Below are 21,208 nucleotides of genomic sequence, written 5' to 3'. Positions count from 1 at the left end.
AGCATCCTACGTGCCCGGTGATCCCGGGCCGCGGCATTGGCCCGTCCCGCGGCCTGGTCTGCCGGCCGCTTCCTACCGGTTAGCAGGAACCCGCGTCCCGTCCAGGAAGTACCCGCGGGTTGACGGCAGGAACCGGCAGACCGCGGCCAGCACCACGCCCAGGGCCAGCAGCACCACGCCGCTGACAAAGGCCCCGCCGACGCCCAAGATCTGCGTGTTTCCGTAGGCCGGATCCCACATCTGCGCCGCCGAGACGAAGAACGCCGCCGTCAGCAGCAGGGCCCCGAGCAGGGGAAGGATTCCGCGGAACCACAGGCTGCGGGCAGACTCGCGCAGAGTGTTCCGGAAGTACCAGGCGCAGGCAAAACCGGTGAGGGCGTAGTAGAAGGCGATGAACAGGCTGATGGAACTGATGGAATCGGACAGCAGGTTCTCGCTAAGGAAGCTCATGGCCACGTAGTACACGACGGCCGCGGCGCCCATCACCTGGGTGGAGAAGCCGGGGGTCTGGTTCCGTTCGTGGACCTCCCCGAACTTCGGCGGCAGGGCCCCGTGCACGCCCATCGACAGGGTGCCGCGCGCCGTGGGCAGGATGGTGGTCTGGGTGGAGGACAGCACGGATGCCAGCACCGCCACCACAATCAGCCAGCCCCACGGACCCAGCACCACGTCCTTCATCGCCAGGAACACGTCGTCCTGGTTCTCGGTGTTGGCCAGCCCGATTCCCTCCGTCCCCACGGACGCGTACATCATCACCAGCAGCGCCACCGAGACGTAGATGGCCACCAGCACGAAGGCCGAGATCACCGCCCCGCGGCCCGGAGTGGTGGCCGGGTTCTCGGTCTCCTCGTTCACCGCCAGGCAGGTGTCCCAGCCCCAGTAGATGAACAGGGCCAGCAGGATGCCGTGGACCACCGCGCCGGGGTCGGCGAACGCCCCAGTCGGGTTGAACCATTCGACGTCGAACGGCTGGCCCGCCGGCGCATCGCCGGTCAGGCCCGCGATCCTGGCGATGATGGCCACGGCGAAGATGCCGAGCGAGATGTACTGGACGTAGGTCAGGGTCCGCTGGACGTGCTCACCCAGCCGGATCCCGCGGTGGTTGACGAGGGTCATGAAGGCGATGAAGACGACGCCGGTGACGGTCACCACCGGCTTGTTCCCTGCCAGGGACCCGTCGCCGACGAGGAGCCAAAGGTACTGGCCCGCCACCTGCGCCAGATTCGCCAGGACCACGACGCCGGCCAAAGCCACGCCCCAGCCGCCCAGCCATCCGGCCCAGGGGCCGAAGGCGCGGCGGGCCCAGATGAAGGTGGTGCCGCAGTCCGGCATGGCGCTGTTGAGCTCGCGGAACGCGTAGGCGATGAACAGCACGGGAATGAAGCCCAGGACCAGGATCAGCGGGGTGTAGTTCCCGTTGACGGCCACGATCAGGCCCAGCGTGGCGGCCAGCGAGTACACCGGTGCGGTGGAGGCGAGGCCCAGCATCACGGAGTCGCCAAGGTCCAGGATCCCGGCGCGGAGTCCCTTGCCGGGAACGGCACCGCCAGGCTGGCCCCCGGCGCCGCCGGCCGCCGTCGTCGTTCGGGTTCTCATTGGGCACCTGTTCTCATAGCGCAATACCTGCCTTGTTCGCGTTGGCCTGGGCCGCCTGGACGCTCAGCGGCGCCGGCGCGTCAATGGTGTTCGGGACGAAGCGGCAGAAGTAGTCGGTGACCGGGCCGTCGGACTCGCGGATGCCGCAGCCCACCGATTCACCGTCCACCACCCACAGGCCCAGGACCGGATGGTTGCCGTCGAAGTCGGGGAGTGGATGGTACTGCTGGTAGCACCAGCCCTCGCGGCCGTAGCCGCCCGGCTTCTCCAGGCTGATGCCCTCCGCGTGGATCCGGATGTTGTCGCCTTCGCGGCCGTGCAGTGGCTTGGCCACCCACTCCTGCAGCGGGCCCGGATCGTTGAGGTAGGCCGGGAGCAGGTTCGGGTGGTTCGGGTAGAGGTGCCACAGGGCTGCCAGGAGTGCCTTGTTGGAGAGCAGCATTTTCCAGGCCGGCTCCACCCAGCGGGGATTGTGCGAGCGCTGCAGCAGGCGGTGGCCGAACGGCTCCTTCATCATCAGCTCCCAGGGGTAGAGCTTGAAGATGGTGCTGATCATGAAGTTGTCCATGTCCACGAAGCGGTTCAGGTTGGGGTCCCAGCCGATGTCCGACATGTTGATGCCGATGGTGGTCCACCCGGCCTGGCTGGCGACGTCCCGCATGTAGGCGGCCGTCATCCAGTCTTCGCCTGACTCCTCGGCTTCGGAGTGGGCCACGTGCAGGGTGCTCATCCCGGTGCGGTACTGCAGCTTCTTCCACTGCCGGATCAGTGCCTCGTGGATCCCGTTCCACTGGTCCTTCTCCGGGAAGACGTCCTGCAGCCAGAACCACTGGGCCACGGCCGCCTCGATGAGGCCGGTGGGAGTGTCCGCGTTGTACTCAAGCATCTTGGCGGCACCGCCCCGGCCGTCATAGATGAAATCGAAGCGGCCGTAGATGTCCTGGTCCCCGGCCTGCAGTGACTCCGCGGCCAGTTCCAGCGCCTGGGGGCCGATGCCAATGGGGCCCATCGCGCCCGTGGCCAGGAACTTCGCCGCCTCCAGGCACATCCTGTGCATGTCCTCGGCCGTGACCTCCAGCGCCTCCACCTCGTCCATGGTGAATTCGTAGAACGCGGCCTCGTTCCAGTACTCGATCTTCTTGCCGCCGGGCAGGCTGGTGGTGGAAAACACCAGGCCTTGCTCTTCAATCTTCTGCTTCCAGTCCGGCCGGGGCTCCGAGAGCAACCGCTTCACGCCTAGCCTCCCGTGCTTCCGCCCTTGGAGCTGCTGCCGAAGCCGCCCCTGCTGACCGTGCCGCCCTTGCTGCTGTAACCCGTGGCCGCCTTGGCCCCCTGCGGCACCGTCCTGGTGAAGTTCGGGTAGGCGGTCCTGTTCTGGCCGATGCCCGGCACGCTGGCCCCGCGTGCGTAGAAGTACCAGGCATAGAGGGCCCCGCCGCGCCCGGCCGAGCTGTTGCACTGGGTGTCCTCGACGCGCTCGCCGGTTTCCTCGTTGAAGCAGACCTGGGCGTAGTCGGGGTCCTGCTCGTTGCTGGCCACGATCGCCGTGATGGTGCCGGCCAGGAGCGCGGTGACGCCGAGGCCCACCACCACCGTGCGGCGCTGCGACCGCTTCTTCCGGGCTGCAGCATCGCGCTCGCGGTCACGCGCGAACGGATCGAAGACGGGGGTGGGCTGGGGGAAACCGGGTTGCTGCCGGGCCCCGTCTCCCGGGGCTGCATTGCCCGGGGTTGCCGTAGCGGGCTTTCCGTTGCCGGGCTTTCCCCGGCCTTCCTCTCCCGGCGTGCCAGGGGTCAGCAGCTCGGGGTGGAGCTCAGGCTTGGGCACCTGCCAGGGCGGCGGCTTGGCCGGACCGCCGGACAGGGCGTCCCCGCCGGACCTGTCGTCGTTCCGGCCCCCGTCAGCGTCCTTGCTCGGGTCCTTCTCCGGGTCCATGGTTCCCCCTGCTGCTCCATGCTGTTGGCGGCCGGGCCGCAAGGCTGCGGCCGGCGGAACCGGCTGTCCGTCCAGCCGGCAAATACTGCAGCAAGCCTAGTGGCTGGAGGGTGCTGCGGTGAATAAATTTCCACACCGACCCGTCCCGCCGGAAACACCAAAAGCGCTGGTCAGGCCGAGAACCTACACTGGTGCCATGCATACAGCCACTCTTCTTGCCGTTTGCCGGGTCCACCAGCTTCTTCCGGACGAGGGAAGCGTGGGCGTTACCGCCATCGACAAGCGACCCGTGGACGGGCCGGTGAAGGTGCACAAGCTGGGTTTGCACGGTGACATCCAGGCCAGCCGCATCCACCACGGGGGAGAGGACCAGGCGCTCTACGCCTATTCCCAGGCCGACGCCGACTACTGGGTCGGCGAACTGCAGCGCGAACTGCCGCCGGGGATTTTTGGTGAGAACCTGCGCGTGGCGGGCATCGAAACCACGGGCGCCGTCATCGGTGAACGCTGGCGGATCGGGCTGGACGTTGAGGTTGAAGTCACCTCGCCGCGTGTTCCGTGTGCCACCTTCCAGCGGCGCATGGATGAGGCGCAGTGGGTCAAGCGCTTTACGGCGGCAGGCCGGGTGGGCGCCTACCTGCGCGTCATCAAAACCGGCTCCGTGCAGGCCGGCGACCACATCCACCGACTCTTCGTGCCCAAGCATGGAGTGACCATCGGCCGCTGGTTCAGCGAGCCGGACGTCGACGCCATCGAGGCGCTGCGCGACGCCGAGGCCGACGGCGAAATCCGGCTGCAGCCCGAGTACCACGACCGGTTCGAGAAGATGCTCCGCAGCGTGGGCCGCTAGCACAGAGGCTCTGCCGCAGTTCCGCAAAAACCACGCTTGTGCGCAAGGTCACCGCCCTCGCCGTGGCTCCGGTTAGCCTGCGGGCCGCGGCATGCCTTACACTTGAAACATCCCCCACTCCGGAAATCCCTTATTCCTGCCCAATTCTTGAGGCAGGACTGGCAAGTGTTGGGGCCCGCAAATGTGATGCGGGCATTTTCATAGGGAGAGCCGGCTGAAGAAAACGCTGTACAGACTGCTGGGATAGCAGCCAAGAGATGCAGTGCGAAGTCCTGCCACGGGATTGCGAAAGCGCCGGACTTCTACGTGACCGGCCGGTCAATGTATGCCCGGCACCCACGGCACATGTACTGCGGCTCCGCTCACCTCGGGTTGTGCCGCCTGGCCCCCTATGGATGAGGAATCTTCACCTATGCCCGAAAATCACGACAACGCCACCGAGACGGCGACCGCCGCAACCGCCAACGTTGAATTCACCGAGGCTGCTGTCCCCGCAGCCGAGCCCGCCGAGGCCGCAGCCCCCGCTGAGACCCCCGAGACTGCTGTGACTGCAGCCGAGGCCGCAGCCCCCGCTGAGGCCCCTGCCGCCCCTGAGGCGGAAGAAGAGGGCGTCCGTTTCGCCGACCTTGGCATTGACGGCCGCGTCCTGGCGGCCCTGCAGGACGTTGGCTATGAGAAGCCGTCCCCGATCCAGGCAGCAACCATCCCGCTGCTGCTCGAAGGCCGCGACGTCGTGGGCCTCGCTCAGACCGGTACCGGTAAGACTGCAGCATTCGCAGTACCGGCGCTGTCCCGCCTGGCCGAACTCCACGACCTGAACGGCCCGTCCCGCAAGACGCAGGCCCTCGTTCTTGCCCCGACCCGTGAGCTCGCACTCCAGGTTGCCGAGGCCTTCACCTCCTACGCCAAGCACATCGACGACTTCACGGTCCTCCCGGTGTACGGCGGCTCCGCCTACGGGCCGCAGCTGGCCGGCCTCCGCCGCGGCGCCCAGGTTGTTGTCGGTACGCCCGGCCGCGTGATCGACCACATCGCCAAGGGCTCCCTGGATCTCTCCGAACTGCAGTACCTGGTGCTGGACGAGGCCGACGAAATGCTCCGCATGGGCTTCGCCGAAGACGTGGAACAGATCTTCCAGCAGACCCCCTCGGACCGCCAGGTGGCACTGTTCTCCGCCACCATGCCGAGCCAGATCCGCCGGATGTCCAAGCAGTACCTGAACAACCCGGCCGAGATCTCGGTGAAGTCCAAGACCACTACCGGCGCCAACACCCGCCAGCGGTACCTGCAGGTCATGGGCCCCCACAAGCTCGACGCACTGACCCGCATCCTTGAGGTTGAAGAGTTCGACGGCGTCATCGCCTTCGTCCGCACCAAGATGGCCACCGAGGACCTGGCTGACAAGCTGAAGTCCCGCGGTTTCCAGGCTGCCGCCATCAACGGCGATATCCCGCAGCAGCAGCGCGAACGCACCGTTGACGCGCTGAAGGAAGGCCGTATCGACATCCTGGTGGCCACCGACGTCGCGGCTCGCGGCCTTGACGTTGAGCGCATCAGCCACGTGGTCAACTACGACATCCCGCACGACACTGAGTCCTACGTCCACCGCATCGGCCGCACCGGCCGTGCAGGCCGTTCCGGCGATGCCATCCTGTTCATGACGCCGCGGGAGAAGTACCTGCTGCGTTCCATCGAGAAGGCCACCCGCCAGCCGGTGGAGCAGATGCACCTGCCCACGGCCGAGACCGTGAACACGCTGCGCCTTGGCAAGTTCGCCGAGCGCATCACGGAGACCCTCGCCTCCGAGGACGTTGCCCCTTTCCGCGACCTCATCGCCTCCTACGAGGAAGAGCACAACGTGCCGGCGGCAGAAATCGCCGCGGCACTGGCGGTCATGGCACAGGGCGGCCAGCCGCTCCTGGTCAAGGAACTGCCGGCTGCTCCTGAGTTCCAGAAGCGCGAACGGTCCAAGGACGGTTTCGGCTCCCGCGGCCCGACCCGTGCGCTGACCGAAGGCAATGCCACCTACCGGATAGCCGTCGGACGCCGCCAGCGCGTCATGCCGGGTTCCATCGTGGGCGCCATCGCCAACGAGGGCGGCATTTCCTCGTCCCAGATCGGCGGCATCGACATCCGCTCGGACCACTCCCTCGTGGAGCTCCCGGCTGACCTGAGCCCGGAGCAGCTGCGTGCCCTGTCCCGCACCCGGATCGGCGGCGAGCTGATCAACCTCGAGCTGGACAATGGCCGCAGGCCTTCCGGGGGCGACCGTGGCGACCGCGGTGGCTACCAGGGCAACCGTGGCGGCGGCAACTTCAAGGGCGGCGGCGGTTTCAAGAAGGAATCCCGGAAGAACGACGGCGAGCGTTCCTCCGCTGACCGGGGCGGCCGTTCGTACAGCGAGCGTTCCGAGCGCAGCTTCGGCGGCGACAGCGGCGCCAGCCGCGGTCAAGCGAGTGATTCCCGCTTCGGCGGCCACGGCGACGGCGCACGCAAGCCCCGCCACGGCAACGAGGGTGGCCACCGCGACTTCAACCGCAAGGGCAAGTGGTAATCACATCTTCGCGATAAATCGCGTGATGAATGATGCTGTGGTGAATTCCGCATCCGCATAGAAACAGGCCGGCTGATCAGCCGGCCTGTTTCTATTTAAGGGCGCCCTGCCGGGCTGCGTGTTCGCTTCGTCACATCCGCGTCCCCAAAGGTGCCGCAGGGGCATCCGGAGGGGCCACGCAGTCCGCTCCGAGCCCGTATTTCCGGGGTTTTTCGCCCCAGGGAACCTCCTTCCGCCGCCGATTTGTTGAGTGTGAAATCTTCCGGTAGAGTATTTACTCGTTGCCCCCCTAGCTCAGTGGTAGAGCGCGTTCTTGGTAAGAACGAGGTCACCGGATCGATTCCGGTGGGGGGCTCGGAATGAGGGCCTGTGTCAAGGCGGTCTTGACCGGCTTGACACAGGTTTTTCTCATTCGTGGCGGTGTAGCTCAGTTGGTTAGAGCGCACGACTCATAATCGTGAGGTCGGGAGATCGAGCCTCCCCACCGCTACAGAATCTGCAGGCCAGAGGCATTCAGCCCCTGGCCTGCTTTTGTTTTTGGGGCAGGGCCCATCCGGCCCGCACCGGCTCCCTTACCCAAGACTTGTGCGCCCCCCCATTCAGGGCTGGCCGCCACAGCCTAATTCCAAGTTTCCGTTCTTAGGCTCGGCAGCATTACCGGCCGAGGTGCACACCCCGGCCGCAGAATGTGCCCGTGGGGGGAACACAGTGGAGTGGTTTGGTGAAGGCGGCGTGGACCGCCGTGCGCTTCTGAATCTGGGGCGGTTCGCGGCGGCCGGTGGAGGTCTCCTGGCCCTCGCCACCGTCACCGCAGGGCCGGCGTCGGCAACAACAGTTCCAACTGTGCCGGAGCCCGAGGTGGCCCCAACGCCGGCACCATCCCCGCTGCCCACAGAACAGCCTGCCCCGAAGACCGCCCCTGCCCTTAGCAAGGCGGATGTGGGGCTCTCGGCTGTGGACAACACGTCCGACGCCGACAAGCCGGTTTCCGCGGCCCAGCAGGCCGCCCTGGACCTCAAGGCAGACGAGACGGGCATCGTCCGGGGCACAGACGGCCGGCGCTACCGGATGGTGGCCTGCGCCATCCGAAACACCGGCCTGGGATTTTCCTTGATCGAGGACGACCGGCACACGCCCGTGGGCGTGGTGTCGACGGAGAATGCCCTGGATGACATGTCCGTCACCATCCGGATGGGGTTCGACGGCCTGAAGGTGAGCTCCGTGGTGGTGGTTGCCGACGAGACGCTGGCTGCCGCGGGTTACCAGCTTGGCGCGTCCGTCGGCCTGAACAGCATCAGCATCCAGGCCTCGCAGCCCGCAGGGTTGGGGGACTACGTCTCGTGGAACGGTTCTGCCTGGGTCTCGCTCAACGGGCTGGTCACGTCCACGACGATGAACAAGAGCACGGGCCTCATCACCTGCACCCATGCAGCCATGTCCGCGCCCTACGGCGGCTCCGTCACATCGAGGAGCCTGACCAAGCGGGCCTCCATGGAGGGCATGTCCGCCACCTCCACGAGCCTCTACCTGGTGGACAACGCCGGCATGCCGGTCAAGACCCCCACCAAGGACAACCGGTTCTGGCTGACCCGCACGGGTGCCCGGAGGGTGCCCATGTCCGAGCTCGCCGTACCGTCCGCGAACATCTGGGTCTACGGGATGTTCGAGGTCTGACCAAAGCCCCGCACTGCCTTTGCGGCGGTGCGGGGCTACTTGGGTGCGGGGCTTTGGCTGCGGGGCGGGGTATCTGGCTGCGGCTGATTGGCTGTCGGGCTCCCGCGCAGGCCTACGCCCGGGTGACGCCGATGCGCACGTTCGGGCAGGAGTCTGCCAGACGGATCAGGGCGGCCTTCTCGGCGCTGTCCACCCGCAGGCCCCACCGGATTTTCACGGCGATCCAGTTGCCGATGTACTCGCAGCGGTTCGCGGGCGGCATCCACGCCTCCGGACCCTTGGCCTGCTTGGCGGAGTTCAGTGCTGCCGTCTGCGCGTTCAGTGACCGGCCGTCGCCCATGTCGTTGTAGAACGCCACACGGCGCGCCTGCGACCAATAGCGGGCGCCCGAGCCCCACGCCTCGTGGACGGGAACGGTGTGGTCGATCTCCACGGCCGACGCCAGTGTATGCGTGCGGTTGTCCCACCGGGTCACCCAGCGGCCCGTGCGCACCGTGCACCGGCGCGCAGTGGTGTACGTTGCGGTGGCCTTCGCCTCCTGCAGCAGGACCTCGGCCCGGGTGTTCTGGCAGTCGCGGTTGGTGTCCAGCCAGGTGCCGAAGTAGCGGGTCCGGTCGTAGCTTGCGTTGTTCTCCGCGGCCACAGTGAGGGCACGGGCCGCGGTCCGCAGCGGCGCGGAATAGTAGGTGGCAGCCTCGGCGGGGACTGCCAGGCCGGTGAGCAGCAGGCCGGCGGCCACGGCGGTCGCGGACAGCGACCGGACCCAGGGGCCGGACCTGGCGGACGCGGCGATGGCCACCACCCGGCGTCGGGCCTTTTTGAACGGGCCAGTGTGATTGTGCGTGCCTAGCGGCATGATTCCCCCATGATGGTTCCTGAAACGGTACGAGTTGCTTGATGCGTCAACCAGCAGGCCAGCCGGAACAGGGGAGAACCGGATCCTTGATCAGCTCTTGATGGAATCCTGTGGCAACGCTGCGGCTGGCTCCGGAATTAGCGGAACCGTTGTCATCCGGGCGCCGTAACCCTAAGGTCGGACTGCACACCGCAACGGACAACAGGAGCCGGCATGGCCAGACTGATCTACTCGGGACTCATGTCCGTCGACGGCTACATCGCGGACCGGGACGGGAACTTCGACTGGGCCGAGCCGGACGCCGAGGTGCATTCCTTCGTCAACGAGCTTCAGCGGCCGGCGGGCACGTACCTGCTCGGCCGCAGGATGTACGAGGTGATGGCCGTCTGGGAGCACCCGGAGGACTTCGGCGAGATCCCCGGGTACATCCGCGAGTTCGCCGACCTCTGGAAGGCAGCGGACAAAGTGGTCTTCTCCCGCTCGCTGGAAGAGGTGACCACCGGCCGGACCCGGATCGAGCGGGAGTTCAGCGCCGATGCCGTCGCACGGCTCAAGGCAGGCGCCGGCAGGGATCTGGCAATCGCCGGCGCGGAAATCGCCGCGGTGGCCATCCGGGCCGGGCTGGTGGACGAGTTCCAGATGTTCCTCTCGCCCGTGGCGGTGGGCGGCGGCAAGAGTTTCCTCCCGGATAACGTCCGGCTCCGGCTTGAGCTGCTTGAGGAGCGGCGGTTCGGCAACGGCATGGTCTTCCTCCGCTACGCCAACCGGACGGGGTGAACGGACAAACCGAAGCGGCAGGCGGCGCCAGCCTGCGGCAGGGCGCGCCTGCGGCACAACCGCTCCTGGGACACAATGGGGACATGACCCGCATCGCAATCATCGGCGGCCACGGCAAGGTGGCCCTGCAACTGTCCGCCCTCCTCACGGAACAGGGGCACAGCGTCACGTCCTTCATCCGCAACCCGGACCATGCGGCGGATGTCGCCGCCACCGGCGCGTCGCCGTCGGTCCTTGACGTGGAAAAGTCGACGACGGCGGACATCGCCGCCGCGCTCCGGAACCACGACGCCGTGGTCTGGTCAGCCGGCGCCGGGGGAGGCAACCCGGCCCGCACCTATGCGGTGGACCGCGACGCCGCCATCCGTTCCATGGACGCGGCCGCGGAGGCCGGCGTCGGGCGCTACGTGATGGTGTCCTACTTTGGCGCCGGCCCGGACCACGGCGTTCCCGAGGGGCACAGCTTCCACGCCTACGCCGAAGCCAAGGCCGCCGCCGACGAGTACCTCCGCGGCACCAACCTCCAATGGACCATCCTGGGGCCGGGGTCGCTGACCGAGGGGCCGGGGAACGGGCTGATCGACGTGAACCCCGAAGACGCCAGTTCCGGCACGCAGACATCGCGCGCCAACGTGGCCGTCGTTGCCGCCGCGGTGCTGGACCTGCCGGAAACGGCCGGCCGCACCATTGAATTCCGCGACGGCACGCAGCCTGTTGCGGCCGCGCTGGCCGCCATGCCGTAGCCCAGATGTAGGGCCGCAGTGTCCCCGGTAGGGTTGAAAGGCACGGCCGCCCTCCGCCCGAGGCGTGGCGCACTCCGGGGAAAGTGGGCACATGGACCAGTTGGCACTCATCATCGGGCTCCTGCTCGCCACCGTGGTGGCCGTGGGCCTCGGGGACCGGCTGCGGCTGCCCTATCCGGTGCTGATGCTGCTCCTGGCCGTGGCGCTGACATTCATCCCTGGCTTCCCGGACATCGAGATTCCGCCGGAGCTGATCCTGCCGATCTTCCTCCCGCCGCTGCTGTTTGCCACGGCCCAGCGGAGCTCCTGGGCCGTCTTCCGGGTCCGGTGGCGCACGCTCATCATGCTCGCCGTGGCCCTGGTGGTCATCTCCACCGCGGTGGTCGCGGGTGCTGCCTGGCTCATGATTCCGGGGATCGGCATTCCGGCCGCCATCGCGCTGGGAGCCATGGTGGCACCGCCGGACCCTGTGGCGGTGGAGTCCGTTGCCGGCCGCGTGCACATGCCCCGGCGCCTGATCACGGTGCTGCAGAGCGAGGGGCTCTTCAACGACGCCGCCGCCATCGTCATCTTCCAGGCGGCTGTTGCCGCCGCCGTCGGCGGCACCAGGATAGGGCCCGACGTCGTCCTCAAGTTCGTCGTGGGAGCGGCACTTGCCGTCGTGGTCGGCGTTGCCATGGGCTGGCTGACATCGCTGATCACCCGGCTGGTGGCCTCCATGGTGGCCCGCAGCGCAGTGACGCTGGTGGTGCCGTTTGCCGCCTACATCCTCGCGGAGGAATTCCATGCCTCCGGCGTGGTCGCGGTGGTGGTCACCGCCCTCGAGATGCAGCGCCACACCCGCCCGCAGGACGCCGCCGAGCGGGTGACCAGGACTGCGTTTTGGGACGTGGTGGAGCTGCTGGTGACGGGGCTCGCCTTTGGGCTCGTGGGGCTCGAGATCCAGGACGTGGTCCGGGCGGAGGGTACCGGCATTCTGGGCATGGCGGGGACCGCCGCTGTGGTCTGCGTTTTGGTCTTCGCTGTGCGGTTCGGCTGGCTTGGTCTGCTGGCTCTGTCTGCCCGCCACCGCACGAACCTGCTGCAGCCGACTTCCGCCAAGGAGGTGCTGATCCTGACCTGGTGCGGCATGCGCGGGCTGGCCACCCTGGCACTTGCGCTGGCGCTGCCCCTCACTCTGGCGGACGGCACGCCGTTCCCGGCGCGGGACCAGGTACTCGTCACCGCCTGTGCGGTGCTGCTGGCGACTCTCGTGCTGCCGGGTCTGACCCTGCCATGGCTGATGAAGGTCCTGAACGCGTCCCAGGACGGCACGGAAGAGCGCGATGCGGCGCGGCTCCTGGCCCGCCGTGCACAGGCGGCCGCTGTTGCCGCGCTCAAGGACCACGAGCTCGTGAAGGAGCTGCCCCCGGAGAAGGTGGCGCTGGTGAAGGAGAAGATGACCCGGCTCCACGCCGAACTGCTGGACGGAAGCCTACGCAACGAAAGTCTGGCCGAGAAGCGTGAGCGGGGAAGGGAGCTGGCCATCACGGTCCAGACCATCGCCCTGGACGCCGCGCGCCAGGAGGTCGTCGCAGCCCGCAGCGAACCTGACATGGATCCCGAGGTGGCGGACAGGGTGCTGCGCCAGCTCGACCTGCGGACCATGATCATGCCGGAGTAGAACAGTGCGAACGTACACTTGGGGCCCCAAAACTGCGTGTTTTAGGGCGCCAAGTGTACGTTCGCGCCTGATTTACGCGGTTGGTTCAACCCGGGGCGTTGAGCTCCAGGTCCAAGGTGTTCGCCTCCACGTAATCGAGGGCACGCCGGACCGCGCCCACAGTCACGATTGAATCACCCAGCGGAGAAACCGCCACCCGCGGCGGGGTGGCCGTGAATTCCGGCAGCCGGGCCGCAATCGGCTCGAGCAGGACCCCGGCAGAGTTGGCCACGGCCCCGCCGATTACTACGAGCTCGGGGTTAACCAGGGTGGCCACCGAGCCGATGACCCGGGCCATCCTGTCGGCCAGCCGGTCCAGGATTTTCTGTGCCTGTGCGTCGCCGGCAGCCGCCGCGGCAAAGACGTGCTCTGCTTCGGGCCCCGTGGCCGCGTGGTCGCGGAGGGACGTCTTGGCGGTGCCCTCCAGTACCTCCGCGGCCCAGGCCCGCGCCAGCGTTGCGATGCCATAGGTGTCGCCCACGCCCTTCACCAGGTCCAGGTAGGCGAGTTCACCGGCACCGCCGACGCTGCCATGCAGCAGGCGGCCGTCTTCGATGACGCCCGAACCGAAGCGTTCACTGGCCAGGATCACGACGACGTCGTCCACGCCCGCGGCCGCGCCCCGCCACCGGTCACCGAGGGCGGCGAGGTTGGCGTCGTTCTCCAGCAGCACCGTCCATCCGTGCAGCCTGTCCAGCGCGGACTTGAGGCCGACGTCGAACAGCCCCCAAAAATGCTGGGCCGCCAGGATGTTGCCTTTCCGGTCCACCGGGGCGGCGATGCCGGCGCACACGGCCAGCACGGCGTCGGGGGAGGCCCCCACGCTGTGCAGCGCCATTGCTGCGGCCCGGTCAATGGCCGCAACGCGTTCGTCTGCGGACATCTCCTCAATCTCAAACGGCTGGCTGGCCCGTCCCAGCGCCTTGCCGCGGAGATCGGACACCACCACCGTCGCCTTCGAGAAGCCCACGTCCATTCCCAGGACGTAGCCTGCCCGCTCGTTAAGTTCGAACCGTCGGGCGGGCCGCCCCTTCTGGTAGCCGCCAAAGGCGCGCTGGTTCTCCAGTTCGGTGATCCATCCGCGCTGCATCAGGTCCTCGCACACGGAAATGGCGGTGGCCCGGGTCAGGCCGGTGGCCTGGATGACCTCAGTCACCGTTACCGGACCCGAGGCGCGCATGAAATCCAGGACTGCTCCGGCGCTCACGCGGCGAAGCAACTGGGGCGTGGCCGCCGTCATCTCGGACATGGTGTTGACCTCCTTGTGCTCTGCCCCACATAATACTTGAGGAACTAAATTTAGATTCCATATAAACTCTTTCCGTGGGCCGGACGGCCGCCGCCCAGGGGATTCTCCTTCCAGCTTTTCCTCCAGCCTTTTGCAAAGGAGCAACTGTGAACAGCCCTTCGTATTGCCTCGTCCGTTTCCCGCAGGGGCCGGCCATCCGTCTGCACCCGGCCCCGGTTACCGCGCTGTGAATGCACCTACGCTCAGCCGCCGCGCGCTGTTTAAGGCTGCCGGGCTCGCGGGCGCAGCAGCTGTCCTTCCACTGGCGGGCTGTGGTTCCGTGCCCAGCAGCCAGAACGGCGTCACCACGCTGCGCTTCATGCAGAACAAGCCCGAGGTGGTGGCCTACTTCAACAAGGTGATCAAGGATTTCGAGGCACTCAACCCGGACATCCGCGTCATTCAGGACTTCAATGAAGGCAACTTCGTTCCGGGCCTGGTCCGCAACGACCCGCCCGACGTCGTGACCCGCGGCTTCGCCCAGGCCACCGCCGACTTCGTCCGCAAGGGCGTGTTTGCAGACCTTTCTGACCATCCGGCAGCAGCCACGATCGACCCCAAGGTCCAGGACCTGGTCAGCTCGTGGGGGCAGTACGACGGGCACGAAACCAGTGCCCTCCCGTTCTCCCTGGCTGCTGCGGGAGTCATCTACAACCGGGACGTCTTCGAGGCCCAGGGCGTGTCCGTCCCCGCCACGTGGGACGAATTCGTCGCGGCCTGCGGGAAGTTCAAAGCTGCCGGCATCACGCCCATCTACGGCACGTTCAAGGACAGCTGGACCCTCGGCCAGGGCATGTTCGACTACGTCGCGGGCGGCTCCCTGGACGTCGCCGGCTTTTTCGCGAAGCTCACCGCCAAGGGCGCCGTCATCAGCGAAGACGCCAAAGAGTCGTTCACCAGCAACTTCGGCCCGGTCCTGCCCAAGATGCTTGAGCTGGCAGCCTTTTCGCAGAAGGGCGCCACCAGCAAGAACTACGCGGACGGCAACGCCGCGTTCGCCAAGGGCCAGGCGGCCATGTACCTGCAGGGCCCGTGGGCACTGTCCCAACTGGTGGCCGCCAACAAGGACGTCAGGCTCGGCAGCTTCCCGCTGCCCGTCACCAACAACCCCGCGGACACCAGGGCCCGGGTCAACGTTGACATGGCACTGTCCATCACGCGCAACACGCCGAATATGGCCGCGGCACGGCGGTTCGTCAGCTACCTGCTGGACCCCTCCGTAGTGAACACCTACAACGAAAAGAACGCGGCGTTCTCGCCGCTCAAGGAAGCTCCCGCCGTCGAGAATCCCCAGATCATCGGCCTCGCCGCCTCGGTGCGGGAGGGGCGGTACTACCAGGGGGCCACCACGTACTTCCCGCCGTCGGTACCGCTGTACAACTACGTCCAGTCCTTCGTATACGGCAAGAACGGCGAGCAGTTCCTTTCCGCCCTCGACGACGAATGGCGCCGGGTCGCCGAGCGCACCGCGGTCTGACCGCCCGAATTCAGGAGCCCCCATGACTTCAACCTCAGAGATGGCGCAGGCAGCCCCGGCCGCCGCGTCGGCCCTTCCCCCGAAGACCCCGGTGCGCGCCGGCCGCACCAAGGACCGCATCGACCCCGCGTACTACTGGATGGTGGTGCCGGTCCTGGCGCTGTTCGCCTTCTTCATCACGCTGCCGGCCCTCGTGGGCGTGTTCTTCAGCCTGACGAACTACGCCGGCTACGGCGACTGGAAGTTTGTCGGACTGTCCAACTACGTCAACATCTTCCGTGACCCGGCCATCCTGCAGTCCTACATCTTCACGTTCGTCTTCGCCCTGACCACCACCGTGGTGGTCAACGTCGTGGCCCTCGCGATCGCCCTGGGCCTGAACGCCAGGATCAAGTGGCGCACCGGCATCCGCACCGTCTTCTTCATCCCCATGGTGCTCTCCGCCTTGGTGGTGTCCTTCGTGTTCAACTACCTGTTCTCCAACACCCTGCCCGTGCTGGCGGACCGCTTCGGCGTGACGCCGCTGGCCACGAGCATCCTGGCCAACGAGAACCTCGCCTGGCTGGCCATCGTGCTGGTCACGGTGTGGCAGGCGGCCCCCGGTGCCACCATCATCTACCTGGCCGGACTGCAGAGCGTCCCGTCCGAGGTGTATGAAGCCGCGGACCTCGACGGCGCCGGCAGCTTCCGGCAGTTCCGGAGCCTGACTCTGCCGCTCATCCTCGGATACCTCGTCATCAACGTGATCCTGGGTTTCAAGGGCTTCCTGGGAACGTACGAGATCATCGTGGGCCTCACCGGTGGCGGCCCGGGCATGGCCACGCAGTCCGTGGCCATGCGGATCTTCTCCGGGTTCACCGGCGGGGACTACTCCTATCAGATGGCGAACGCGGTCATCTACTTCCTGATCACGCTGCTGATCTCCGTCATCCAGCTGCGCCTCATCCAGCGCCGGGGGGTTTCACTCTAATGACTGCACTTCCGCTCACCGGCCGCTCAACCGATACAGGCCGCTCAATCAAACCCGGGCGCTCAACCAGCCCACTCCGCCGGAAGAACCGCTCCGGCCGGGAGGGCTACAAGGTCAACTGGTGGCTCACCGCGCTGATGCTGGTGGCCTCCCTGACCGTGCTGCTCCCGCTGTACTTCACCCTGTCCATGGCCCTGAAGTCCCCGGACCAGATCGGGACCGGCACGGGGCTGGCATGGCCCACCCCGGTGAACTGGGATAACTTCGGTGCTGCCTACGTGGCAACGAATTTCCCGCGGGCATTCATGTCGACGGCGTTCGTCACCCTGCTCAGCGTCCTTGGTTCCCTGGCCTGCAGCTCGCTGGTGGCGTACGCCATCGCCAGGAACTGGAACCGCGGGTTCTTCCGGGGCTCCTTCGTGTACCTGCTCTCGGCCATGTTCATCCCGTTCCCAGTCATCATCCTGCCCCTGATCAAGCAGACGGCCCTCCTAGGCCTGGACAACCCCGGCGGCGTGGTGTTCCTGCACGTGCTGGGTGGCATCTCGTTCAACACGCTGCTGTACATCGCCTTCGTCCGCTCCATTCCGGTGGAGCTGGAGGAATCGGCACGGCTTGACGGCGCCACCACGTGGCAGGTGTTCCGCAGGATCATCTTCCCGCTGCTGGCCCCAATGAACGCCACCGTGGGCATCTTCGCCTTCCTCGGCTCGTGGAACGACTTCCTGCTCCCGCAGATGATGATCGCCGATCCCGCCCTGCAGACCCTCCCCGTGGTGCAGATGCTCTTCCAGGGGGAGTTCAACACCAACTACAGCCTCGCATTCGCGTCCTACCTGATGGCCATGGCACCCACCTTGGTGGTTTACATCCTGGCCCAGCGTTGGGTACTCTCCGGAGTCATGCGCGGGGCCGTCAAGTAGACCCATCACACCAGTCCAGCAACAACCCCAACCACAAGAAAAGGATCATCCCTTGTCCACCACCGCCACGCTGGCAACCCTTTCCGATTCCGACCGCCTGGCCGATCCGAACTGGTGGCGCCAGGCGTCCGTCTACCAGATCTACCCCCGCAGCTTTTCCGATTCGAACGGCGACGGCCTGGGCGACATCAAGGGCATCACGGCCAAGGTCCCGTACCTGAAGAAGCTGGGAATCGACGCCGTCTGGCTCAGCCCCTTCTACCCCTCGGCGCTCGCCGACGGCGGTTACGACGTGGATGACTACCGCAACGTGGACCCGAAGCTCGGCACCCTGGAGGACTTCGATGAGATGGCCAGCGCCCTCCACGCCGCCGGCATCAAACTGATCGCGGACATCGTCCCGAACCACTCCTCGGACCGGCACGAATGGTTCAGGGAAGCCCTGGCCTCCCCGAAGGGCTCCCCGGCCCGGGACCGCTACATCTTCCGGGACGGCAAAGGCCCCAACGGCGAGTTCCCGCCGTCGGACTGGGACTCCGTCTTCGGCGGTCCCGCCTGGGAACGCATCACCGAACCGGACGGCACCCCCGGCCAGTGGTACATGCACATCTTCGCCAAGGAGCAGCCGGACCTGAACTGGGCCAACCGGGAAATCCGCGACGACTTCCTCAAGACCCTGCGCTTCTGGTCGGACCGCGGCGTGGATGGTTTCCGCGTTGACGTGGCGCACGCGCTCACCAAGGACCTCACCGAACCGCTGCTGTCCAAGCTGGAGCTGAGCGCCGCCAACACGGGCACGGACGGGTTCGACGACGGGTCGCACCCGTTCTGGGACCGCGACGAGGTGCACGAGGTCTACGCCGAATGGCGCGAGGTCTTCAACGAGTACAACCCGCCGCGCACCGCCGTCGCCGAGGCCTGGGTGCATGCCACCCGCCGGGCACGCTATGCCAGCCCCGAGGGCCTGGGCCAGGCGTTCAACTTCGACCTCCTGCAGGCCGACTTCGACGCCGAGGAGTTCCAGGAGATCATCACCCGCAACCTGGCAGAGGCTGCCGCCACCGGAGCCTCCTCCACCTGGGTGTTCTCCAACCACGACGTCGTCCGGCACGCCACCCGCTACGGCCTGCCCAAGGGCTCCAAGGGCAAGCACGCCAAGGGTCAGGACGGCAAGGCGTGGCTGCTGGCCGGCGGGCCGGAAAAGGATCTCGACGCCGGGCTCGGCGAGCGCCGCGCCCGCGCCGCCACGCTCCTGATGCTCGCGCTGCCCGGCTCCGCCTACCTGTACCAGGGCGAGGAACTGGGCCTGCAGGAAGTGGCGGACATCCCGGAATCCGAACGCCAGGACCCGTCGTTCTTCCGCAACAGGGGAGTGGAAGTGGGCCGCGACGGCTGCCGCGTTCCGCTGCCGTGGTCCGTGGAGGGCACGTCCTTCGGGTTCGGCGACGGCGGCGCCCACCTGCCGCAGCCCGACTGGTTCAGCAGCTACGCCGTTGAGGCGCAGGACGGCACCCAGGGCTCCACGCTCGAGCTCTACCGCACCGCCCTGAAGCTCCGCCGCGAACTGCAGGCCGCCGAAGAGCTGGAGTGGATCGAAACCGGAAACCCGGACGTCCTGCACTTCAGCCGCCCAGGCGGCTGGCAGGCAGTGACCAACTTCGGCGACACCGCCGTCGACCTTCCCGCGGGCACGGTGCTGGTGAGCAGCGCACCGCTGGAGGGCGGCAAGCTGCCGGCCAACACCACGGCCTGGCTGCGCTGACATAACCCAATATCAGTACAGGTGGCGGTGCCCTGCCGGGGTGCCGCCACCTGTGCGTCCGCCGCGACTCGTGAAAGAGTGAAGCAATGACTGATCAGAGCGTTCCATCGTCCGCGCAGGAGCTCATTTACGGCTGCATGGGCCTGGGTGGGGACTGGTCGACCGAACCCCACGAAATCACCGACGTCGAGACCGCAGCTGAGGCCATCGATGCGGCGCTGGACATCGGCGTCACGCTCTTTGACCACGCCGACATCTACCGGCACGGAAAAGCCGAGGCCGTCTTCGGCGAGGTCCTGGCCGGCACCAGCGGGCTGCGGGAGCGCATCCGGCTGCAGACCAAATGCGGGATCCGGCTGAACGAGCGCGGTCTGGAAACCCACTACGACCTGAGCGCTGACGCCATCATCGAGCGCGTGAACGGCAGCCTGGAGCGCCTGCGCACCGACTACGTGGACATCCTCCTGCTGCACCGCCCGGATCCCCTGATGGACCCCGCGGAGGTGGCGGCCGCCGTCGGGAAGCTGATGGCCGAAGGCAAGGTGCGGGCACTGGGGGTGTCGAACATGTCCGCCGCCCAGATCGAGGTCCTGCAGGACAGCCTCGAGACCCCGGTGGTGGCCAACCAGCTGGAGCTCAGCCTGCTCAAGCGCGACTGGCTGGAGAGCGCCGTGCTGGTGAACCACCCGGATGCCCACGCCTACAGTTTTCCGCACGGGACGCTGGAGTACTGTGCCCGGCAGGGGATCATGCTGCAGGCCTACGGAGCCCTGGCCCGCGGCCACTACACCGGCAACCCGCCCGAGCGGCCCACTCCGGCCGAGAGCGCCACCGCCGCGCTGCTGGCGGAGATGGCCCGGGAGAACGGCACCACCGTGGAAGCGGTGCTGCTGGGGTGGCTCATGAAGCACCCGGCCGGGATTGCGCCGGTCATCGGCACCGCCAACCCTGACCGGATCCGTGCGTGCGCCGGGGCGGCCCGCGCGGCCGAGACCATGACACGCGCGGAGTGGTACCGGCTGTGGGTCACGGCCCGCGGCGGCAACATCCCTTAAACCGAAGGCGGGCCGCAGCCGAGGGTATTCTGGGTGCCCAGAACGCCATCTGCTGCGGCCCACTTGGCCTGCACAGCCCGGGACCGACGAAAACCTAGACCGGGGCGATCTCCGAGTATGTGGAGGCATCACCCTGCAGGGCCTGGCTCTGCTTGCCGTCCACGCCCACCGGGATGTCCCCGGCGATGGTGACGCGGTTCAGCTTGCGCGGCTGGCCGTCGTAGTTGTCCGGTGCGTAGTGCTGGGTGATGCGGTTGTCGAAGAGCACCAGCTGGTTGGGCTCCCAGTTCACCCGGACCACGTTTTCGGGGCGGGTCACGTAGGCCTGGAGCAGGCGGATGATGTCCTTGGACTCGGTGTTGGACAGACCCACGATCCGCAGGCGCTGCGCGAAGCCCCCAATGAACAATCCGCGCTCGCCGGTCAGCGGGTGGACGCGCACCACGGGGTGGGCCGTCTCGAACTTGAGCCGCGTGAACTCCTTGCGGCGCTCCTCGGCGTTCGCGTGCTCCAGGTTCTTGGGCACCGAGTAGTCGTAGTCGTTGGTGTGGATGGCCCAGAGGGTGTCCGCGAAGTTCCGCAGCTCATCCGGCAGGTCGCTGTAGGCGCCGGCGGAGGAGGCGATCAGCGTCTCGCCGCCGTAGGCCGGCAGGTCAATGCTGCGCAGGGTGGACGCCTGCGGCGGGTTGACCACGAAGGTGACGTCGGTGTGCCAGTTGTTGGCCGAACCGTTCTCGCTGTCCACCGGCAGGACGTTCTCCTCGCCCTCCACGGACGCCACGGTGGGGTGGGCCTTGGTGAGCGGGCCGAAGTGGCTGGCGAACTTCACCTGCGCCTCGTCGGAGAGGATGTTGGCTTCACGGAACACGAGCGCCTTGTGCTCGTTGAGGGCCGCACGGATCTGTGCAACGGTCTCCGCCGGCAGGTCGCCGCTGAGGTCCCGGCCGCGGATCTCGGCGCCGATGCGGGAGCCCAGCTTGGAGAATTCGAGTTTTGTTTCGGTAATGACAGTCATCGTTCTTTCCTCACTTTGTGCTGCGGATACT

The 21,208-nt window shown here is 67.1% G+C and carries 17 protein-coding genes and 2 tRNA genes; 13 read left to right on the top strand and 6 right to left on the bottom strand.

Going from position 1 to position 21,208, the window contains the following annotated elements:
- Positions 1 to 72: 72 nt before the first annotated feature.
- The 3 genes from AC5RWD_RS05240 to AC5RWD_RS05230 are packed head-to-tail and all read right to left on the bottom strand — an operon-like array spanning position 73 to position 3,531.
- Positions 73 to 1,596 (bottom strand): APC family permease, encoded by a 1,524-nt coding sequence (locus AC5RWD_RS05240; RefSeq protein WP_494018999.1) that lies wholly within the window; start codon positions 1,594 to 1,596, stop codon positions 73 to 75.
- A 13-nt stretch (positions 1,597 to 1,609) separates the two neighbouring features.
- The gene (locus AC5RWD_RS05235; RefSeq protein ID WP_494018998.1) at positions 1,610 to 2,830 is read right to left on the bottom strand and encodes a glutathionylspermidine synthase family protein; all 1,221 of its coding nucleotides are present in this window, start codon (positions 2,828 to 2,830) and stop codon (positions 1,610 to 1,612) included.
- Between the two features lie 2 nt (positions 2,831 to 2,832).
- On the bottom strand, positions 2,833 to 3,531 hold the full coding sequence (locus AC5RWD_RS05230; RefSeq protein ID WP_494018997.1) for a Tat pathway signal protein: 699 nt from the start codon (positions 3,529 to 3,531) through the stop codon (positions 2,833 to 2,835).
- A 196-nt stretch (positions 3,532 to 3,727) separates the two neighbouring features.
- Between AC5RWD_RS05230 and AC5RWD_RS05225 the strand changes: the two genes are divergently transcribed.
- The 5 genes from AC5RWD_RS05225 (at position 3,728) to AC5RWD_RS05205 (ending at position 8,609) form a co-directional block, all read left to right on the top strand.
- Complete coding sequence (locus AC5RWD_RS05225) at positions 3,728 to 4,381, top strand: MOSC domain-containing protein (protein WP_494018996.1); 654 nt, start codon at positions 3,728 to 3,730, stop codon at positions 4,379 to 4,381.
- Between the two features lie 412 nt (positions 4,382 to 4,793).
- On the top strand, positions 4,794 to 6,935 hold the full coding sequence (locus tag AC5RWD_RS05220; RefSeq protein ID WP_494018995.1) for a DEAD/DEAH box helicase: 2,142 nt from the start codon (positions 4,794 to 4,796) through the stop codon (positions 6,933 to 6,935).
- Positions 6,936 to 7,218: 283 nt separating this feature from the next.
- Positions 7,219 to 7,290: transfer RNA gene (locus AC5RWD_RS05215), tRNA-Thr, on the top strand.
- Positions 7,291 to 7,351: 61 nt separating this feature from the next.
- Positions 7,352 to 7,425 (top strand) — tRNA-Met (locus tag AC5RWD_RS05210).
- A gap of 218 nt (positions 7,426 to 7,643) precedes the next feature.
- Positions 7,644 to 8,609, top strand: a complete 966-nt coding sequence (locus tag AC5RWD_RS05205; protein WP_494018994.1) for a hypothetical protein — start codon at positions 7,644 to 7,646, stop codon at positions 8,607 to 8,609.
- 112 nt (positions 8,610 to 8,721) lie between these two features.
- Here the strand turns inward: AC5RWD_RS05205 and AC5RWD_RS05200 are convergent, their stop codons facing one another.
- On the bottom strand, positions 8,722 to 9,465 hold the full coding sequence (locus AC5RWD_RS05200) for a GmrSD restriction endonuclease domain-containing protein (RefSeq protein WP_494018993.1): 744 nt from the start codon (positions 9,463 to 9,465) through the stop codon (positions 8,722 to 8,724).
- Between the two features lie 213 nt (positions 9,466 to 9,678).
- On the opposite strand from AC5RWD_RS05200, the gene AC5RWD_RS05195 reads away from it, so the two are divergent.
- From AC5RWD_RS05195 to AC5RWD_RS05185, 3 genes are all read left to right on the top strand, one after another.
- The gene (locus AC5RWD_RS05195; protein WP_494018992.1) at positions 9,679 to 10,242 is read left to right on the top strand and encodes a dihydrofolate reductase family protein; all 564 of its coding nucleotides are present in this window, start codon (positions 9,679 to 9,681) and stop codon (positions 10,240 to 10,242) included.
- Positions 10,243 to 10,325: 83 nt separating this feature from the next.
- A complete protein-coding gene (locus AC5RWD_RS05190; RefSeq protein WP_494018991.1) occupies positions 10,326 to 10,985 on the top strand; it encodes an NAD(P)H-binding protein in 660 nt (219 codons plus the stop codon).
- 91 nt (positions 10,986 to 11,076) lie between these two features.
- Positions 11,077 to 12,648, top strand: a complete 1,572-nt coding sequence (locus AC5RWD_RS05185; RefSeq protein WP_494018990.1) for a Na+/H+ antiporter — start codon at positions 11,077 to 11,079, stop codon at positions 12,646 to 12,648.
- A gap of 85 nt (positions 12,649 to 12,733) precedes the next feature.
- Here the strand turns inward: AC5RWD_RS05185 and AC5RWD_RS05180 are convergent, their stop codons facing one another.
- A complete protein-coding gene (locus AC5RWD_RS05180) occupies positions 12,734 to 13,936 on the bottom strand; it encodes an ROK family protein (RefSeq protein ID WP_494018989.1) in 1,203 nt (400 codons plus the stop codon).
- A gap of 226 nt (positions 13,937 to 14,162) precedes the next feature.
- On the opposite strand from AC5RWD_RS05180, the gene AC5RWD_RS05175 reads away from it, so the two are divergent.
- The 5 genes from AC5RWD_RS05175 to AC5RWD_RS05155 all read left to right on the top strand — a co-directional run bounded on the left by AC5RWD_RS05175 (position 14,163) and on the right by AC5RWD_RS05155 (position 20,162).
- The gene (locus AC5RWD_RS05175) at positions 14,163 to 15,452 is read left to right on the top strand and encodes an ABC transporter substrate-binding protein (protein ID WP_494018988.1); all 1,290 of its coding nucleotides are present in this window, start codon (positions 14,163 to 14,165) and stop codon (positions 15,450 to 15,452) included.
- A gap of 22 nt (positions 15,453 to 15,474) precedes the next feature.
- Positions 15,475 to 16,422 (top strand): carbohydrate ABC transporter permease, encoded by a 948-nt coding sequence (locus AC5RWD_RS05170; RefSeq protein WP_494018987.1) that lies wholly within the window; start codon positions 15,475 to 15,477, stop codon positions 16,420 to 16,422.
- Entirely contained in the window at positions 16,422 to 17,345 is a 924-nt protein-coding gene (locus tag AC5RWD_RS05165; protein WP_494018986.1) for a carbohydrate ABC transporter permease, read from the top strand. The genes AC5RWD_RS05170 and AC5RWD_RS05165 overlap by 1 nt, the downstream gene beginning before the upstream one ends.
- 52 nt (positions 17,346 to 17,397) lie before the next feature.
- Positions 17,398 to 19,107 (top strand): glycoside hydrolase family 13 protein, encoded by a 1,710-nt coding sequence (locus AC5RWD_RS05160; protein ID WP_494018985.1) that lies wholly within the window; start codon positions 17,398 to 17,400, stop codon positions 19,105 to 19,107.
- 86 nt (positions 19,108 to 19,193) lie between these two features.
- Positions 19,194 to 20,162, top strand: coding sequence for an aldo/keto reductase (locus AC5RWD_RS05155; RefSeq protein ID WP_494018984.1), 969 nt, complete (start codon positions 19,194 to 19,196; stop codon positions 20,160 to 20,162).
- A gap of 94 nt (positions 20,163 to 20,256) precedes the next feature.
- Here AC5RWD_RS05155 and AC5RWD_RS05150 read toward each other — a convergent pair whose 3' ends face one another.
- Complete coding sequence (locus AC5RWD_RS05150) at positions 20,257 to 21,177, bottom strand: TauD/TfdA dioxygenase family protein (RefSeq protein WP_494018983.1); 921 nt, start codon at positions 21,175 to 21,177, stop codon at positions 20,257 to 20,259.
- Positions 21,178 to 21,208: the final 31 nt, after the last annotated feature.

It is taken from the genome of Arthrobacter sp. CMU6 (assembly GCF_059090205.1).
The sequence above is the reverse complement of the archived record's forward strand: the minus strand, read 5'-3'. Positions and strand labels throughout refer to the sequence as shown.

What these genes read in the sequence shown, in the direction of transcription:
- AC5RWD_RS05240 (WP_494018999.1), bottom strand. Translation starts at nt 1,596, where the DNA reads ATGAGAACCCGAACGACGACGGCGGCCGGCGGCGCCGGGGGCCAGCCT.
- AC5RWD_RS05230 (WP_494018997.1), bottom strand. Translation starts at nt 3,531, where the DNA reads ATGGACCCGGAGAAGGACCCGAGCAAGGACGCTGACGGGGGCCGGAAC.
- AC5RWD_RS05225 (WP_494018996.1), top strand. Translation starts at nt 3,728, where the DNA reads ATGCATACAGCCACTCTTCTTGCCGTTTGCCGGGTCCACCAGCTTCTT.
- AC5RWD_RS05220 (WP_494018995.1), top strand. Translation starts at nt 4,794, where the DNA reads ATGCCCGAAAATCACGACAACGCCACCGAGACGGCGACCGCCGCAACC.
- AC5RWD_RS05200 (WP_494018993.1), bottom strand. Translation starts at nt 9,465, where the DNA reads ATGCCGCTAGGCACGCACAATCACACTGGCCCGTTCAAAAAGGCCCGA.
- AC5RWD_RS05195 (WP_494018992.1), top strand. Translation starts at nt 9,679, where the DNA reads ATGGCCAGACTGATCTACTCGGGACTCATGTCCGTCGACGGCTACATC.
- AC5RWD_RS05190 (WP_494018991.1), top strand. Translation starts at nt 10,326, where the DNA reads ATGACCCGCATCGCAATCATCGGCGGCCACGGCAAGGTGGCCCTGCAA.
- AC5RWD_RS05185 (WP_494018990.1), top strand. Translation starts at nt 11,077, where the DNA reads ATGGACCAGTTGGCACTCATCATCGGGCTCCTGCTCGCCACCGTGGTG.
- AC5RWD_RS05180 (WP_494018989.1), bottom strand. Translation starts at nt 13,936, where the DNA reads ATGTCCGAGATGACGGCGGCCACGCCCCAGTTGCTTCGCCGCGTGAGC.
- AC5RWD_RS05170 (WP_494018987.1), top strand. Translation starts at nt 15,475, where the DNA reads ATGACTTCAACCTCAGAGATGGCGCAGGCAGCCCCGGCCGCCGCGTCG.
- AC5RWD_RS05165 (WP_494018986.1), top strand. Translation starts at nt 16,422, where the DNA reads ATGACTGCACTTCCGCTCACCGGCCGCTCAACCGATACAGGCCGCTCA.
- AC5RWD_RS05155 (WP_494018984.1), top strand. Translation starts at nt 19,194, where the DNA reads ATGACTGATCAGAGCGTTCCATCGTCCGCGCAGGAGCTCATTTACGGC.
- AC5RWD_RS05150 (WP_494018983.1), bottom strand. Translation starts at nt 21,177, where the DNA reads ATGACTGTCATTACCGAAACAAAACTCGAATTCTCCAAGCTGGGCTCC.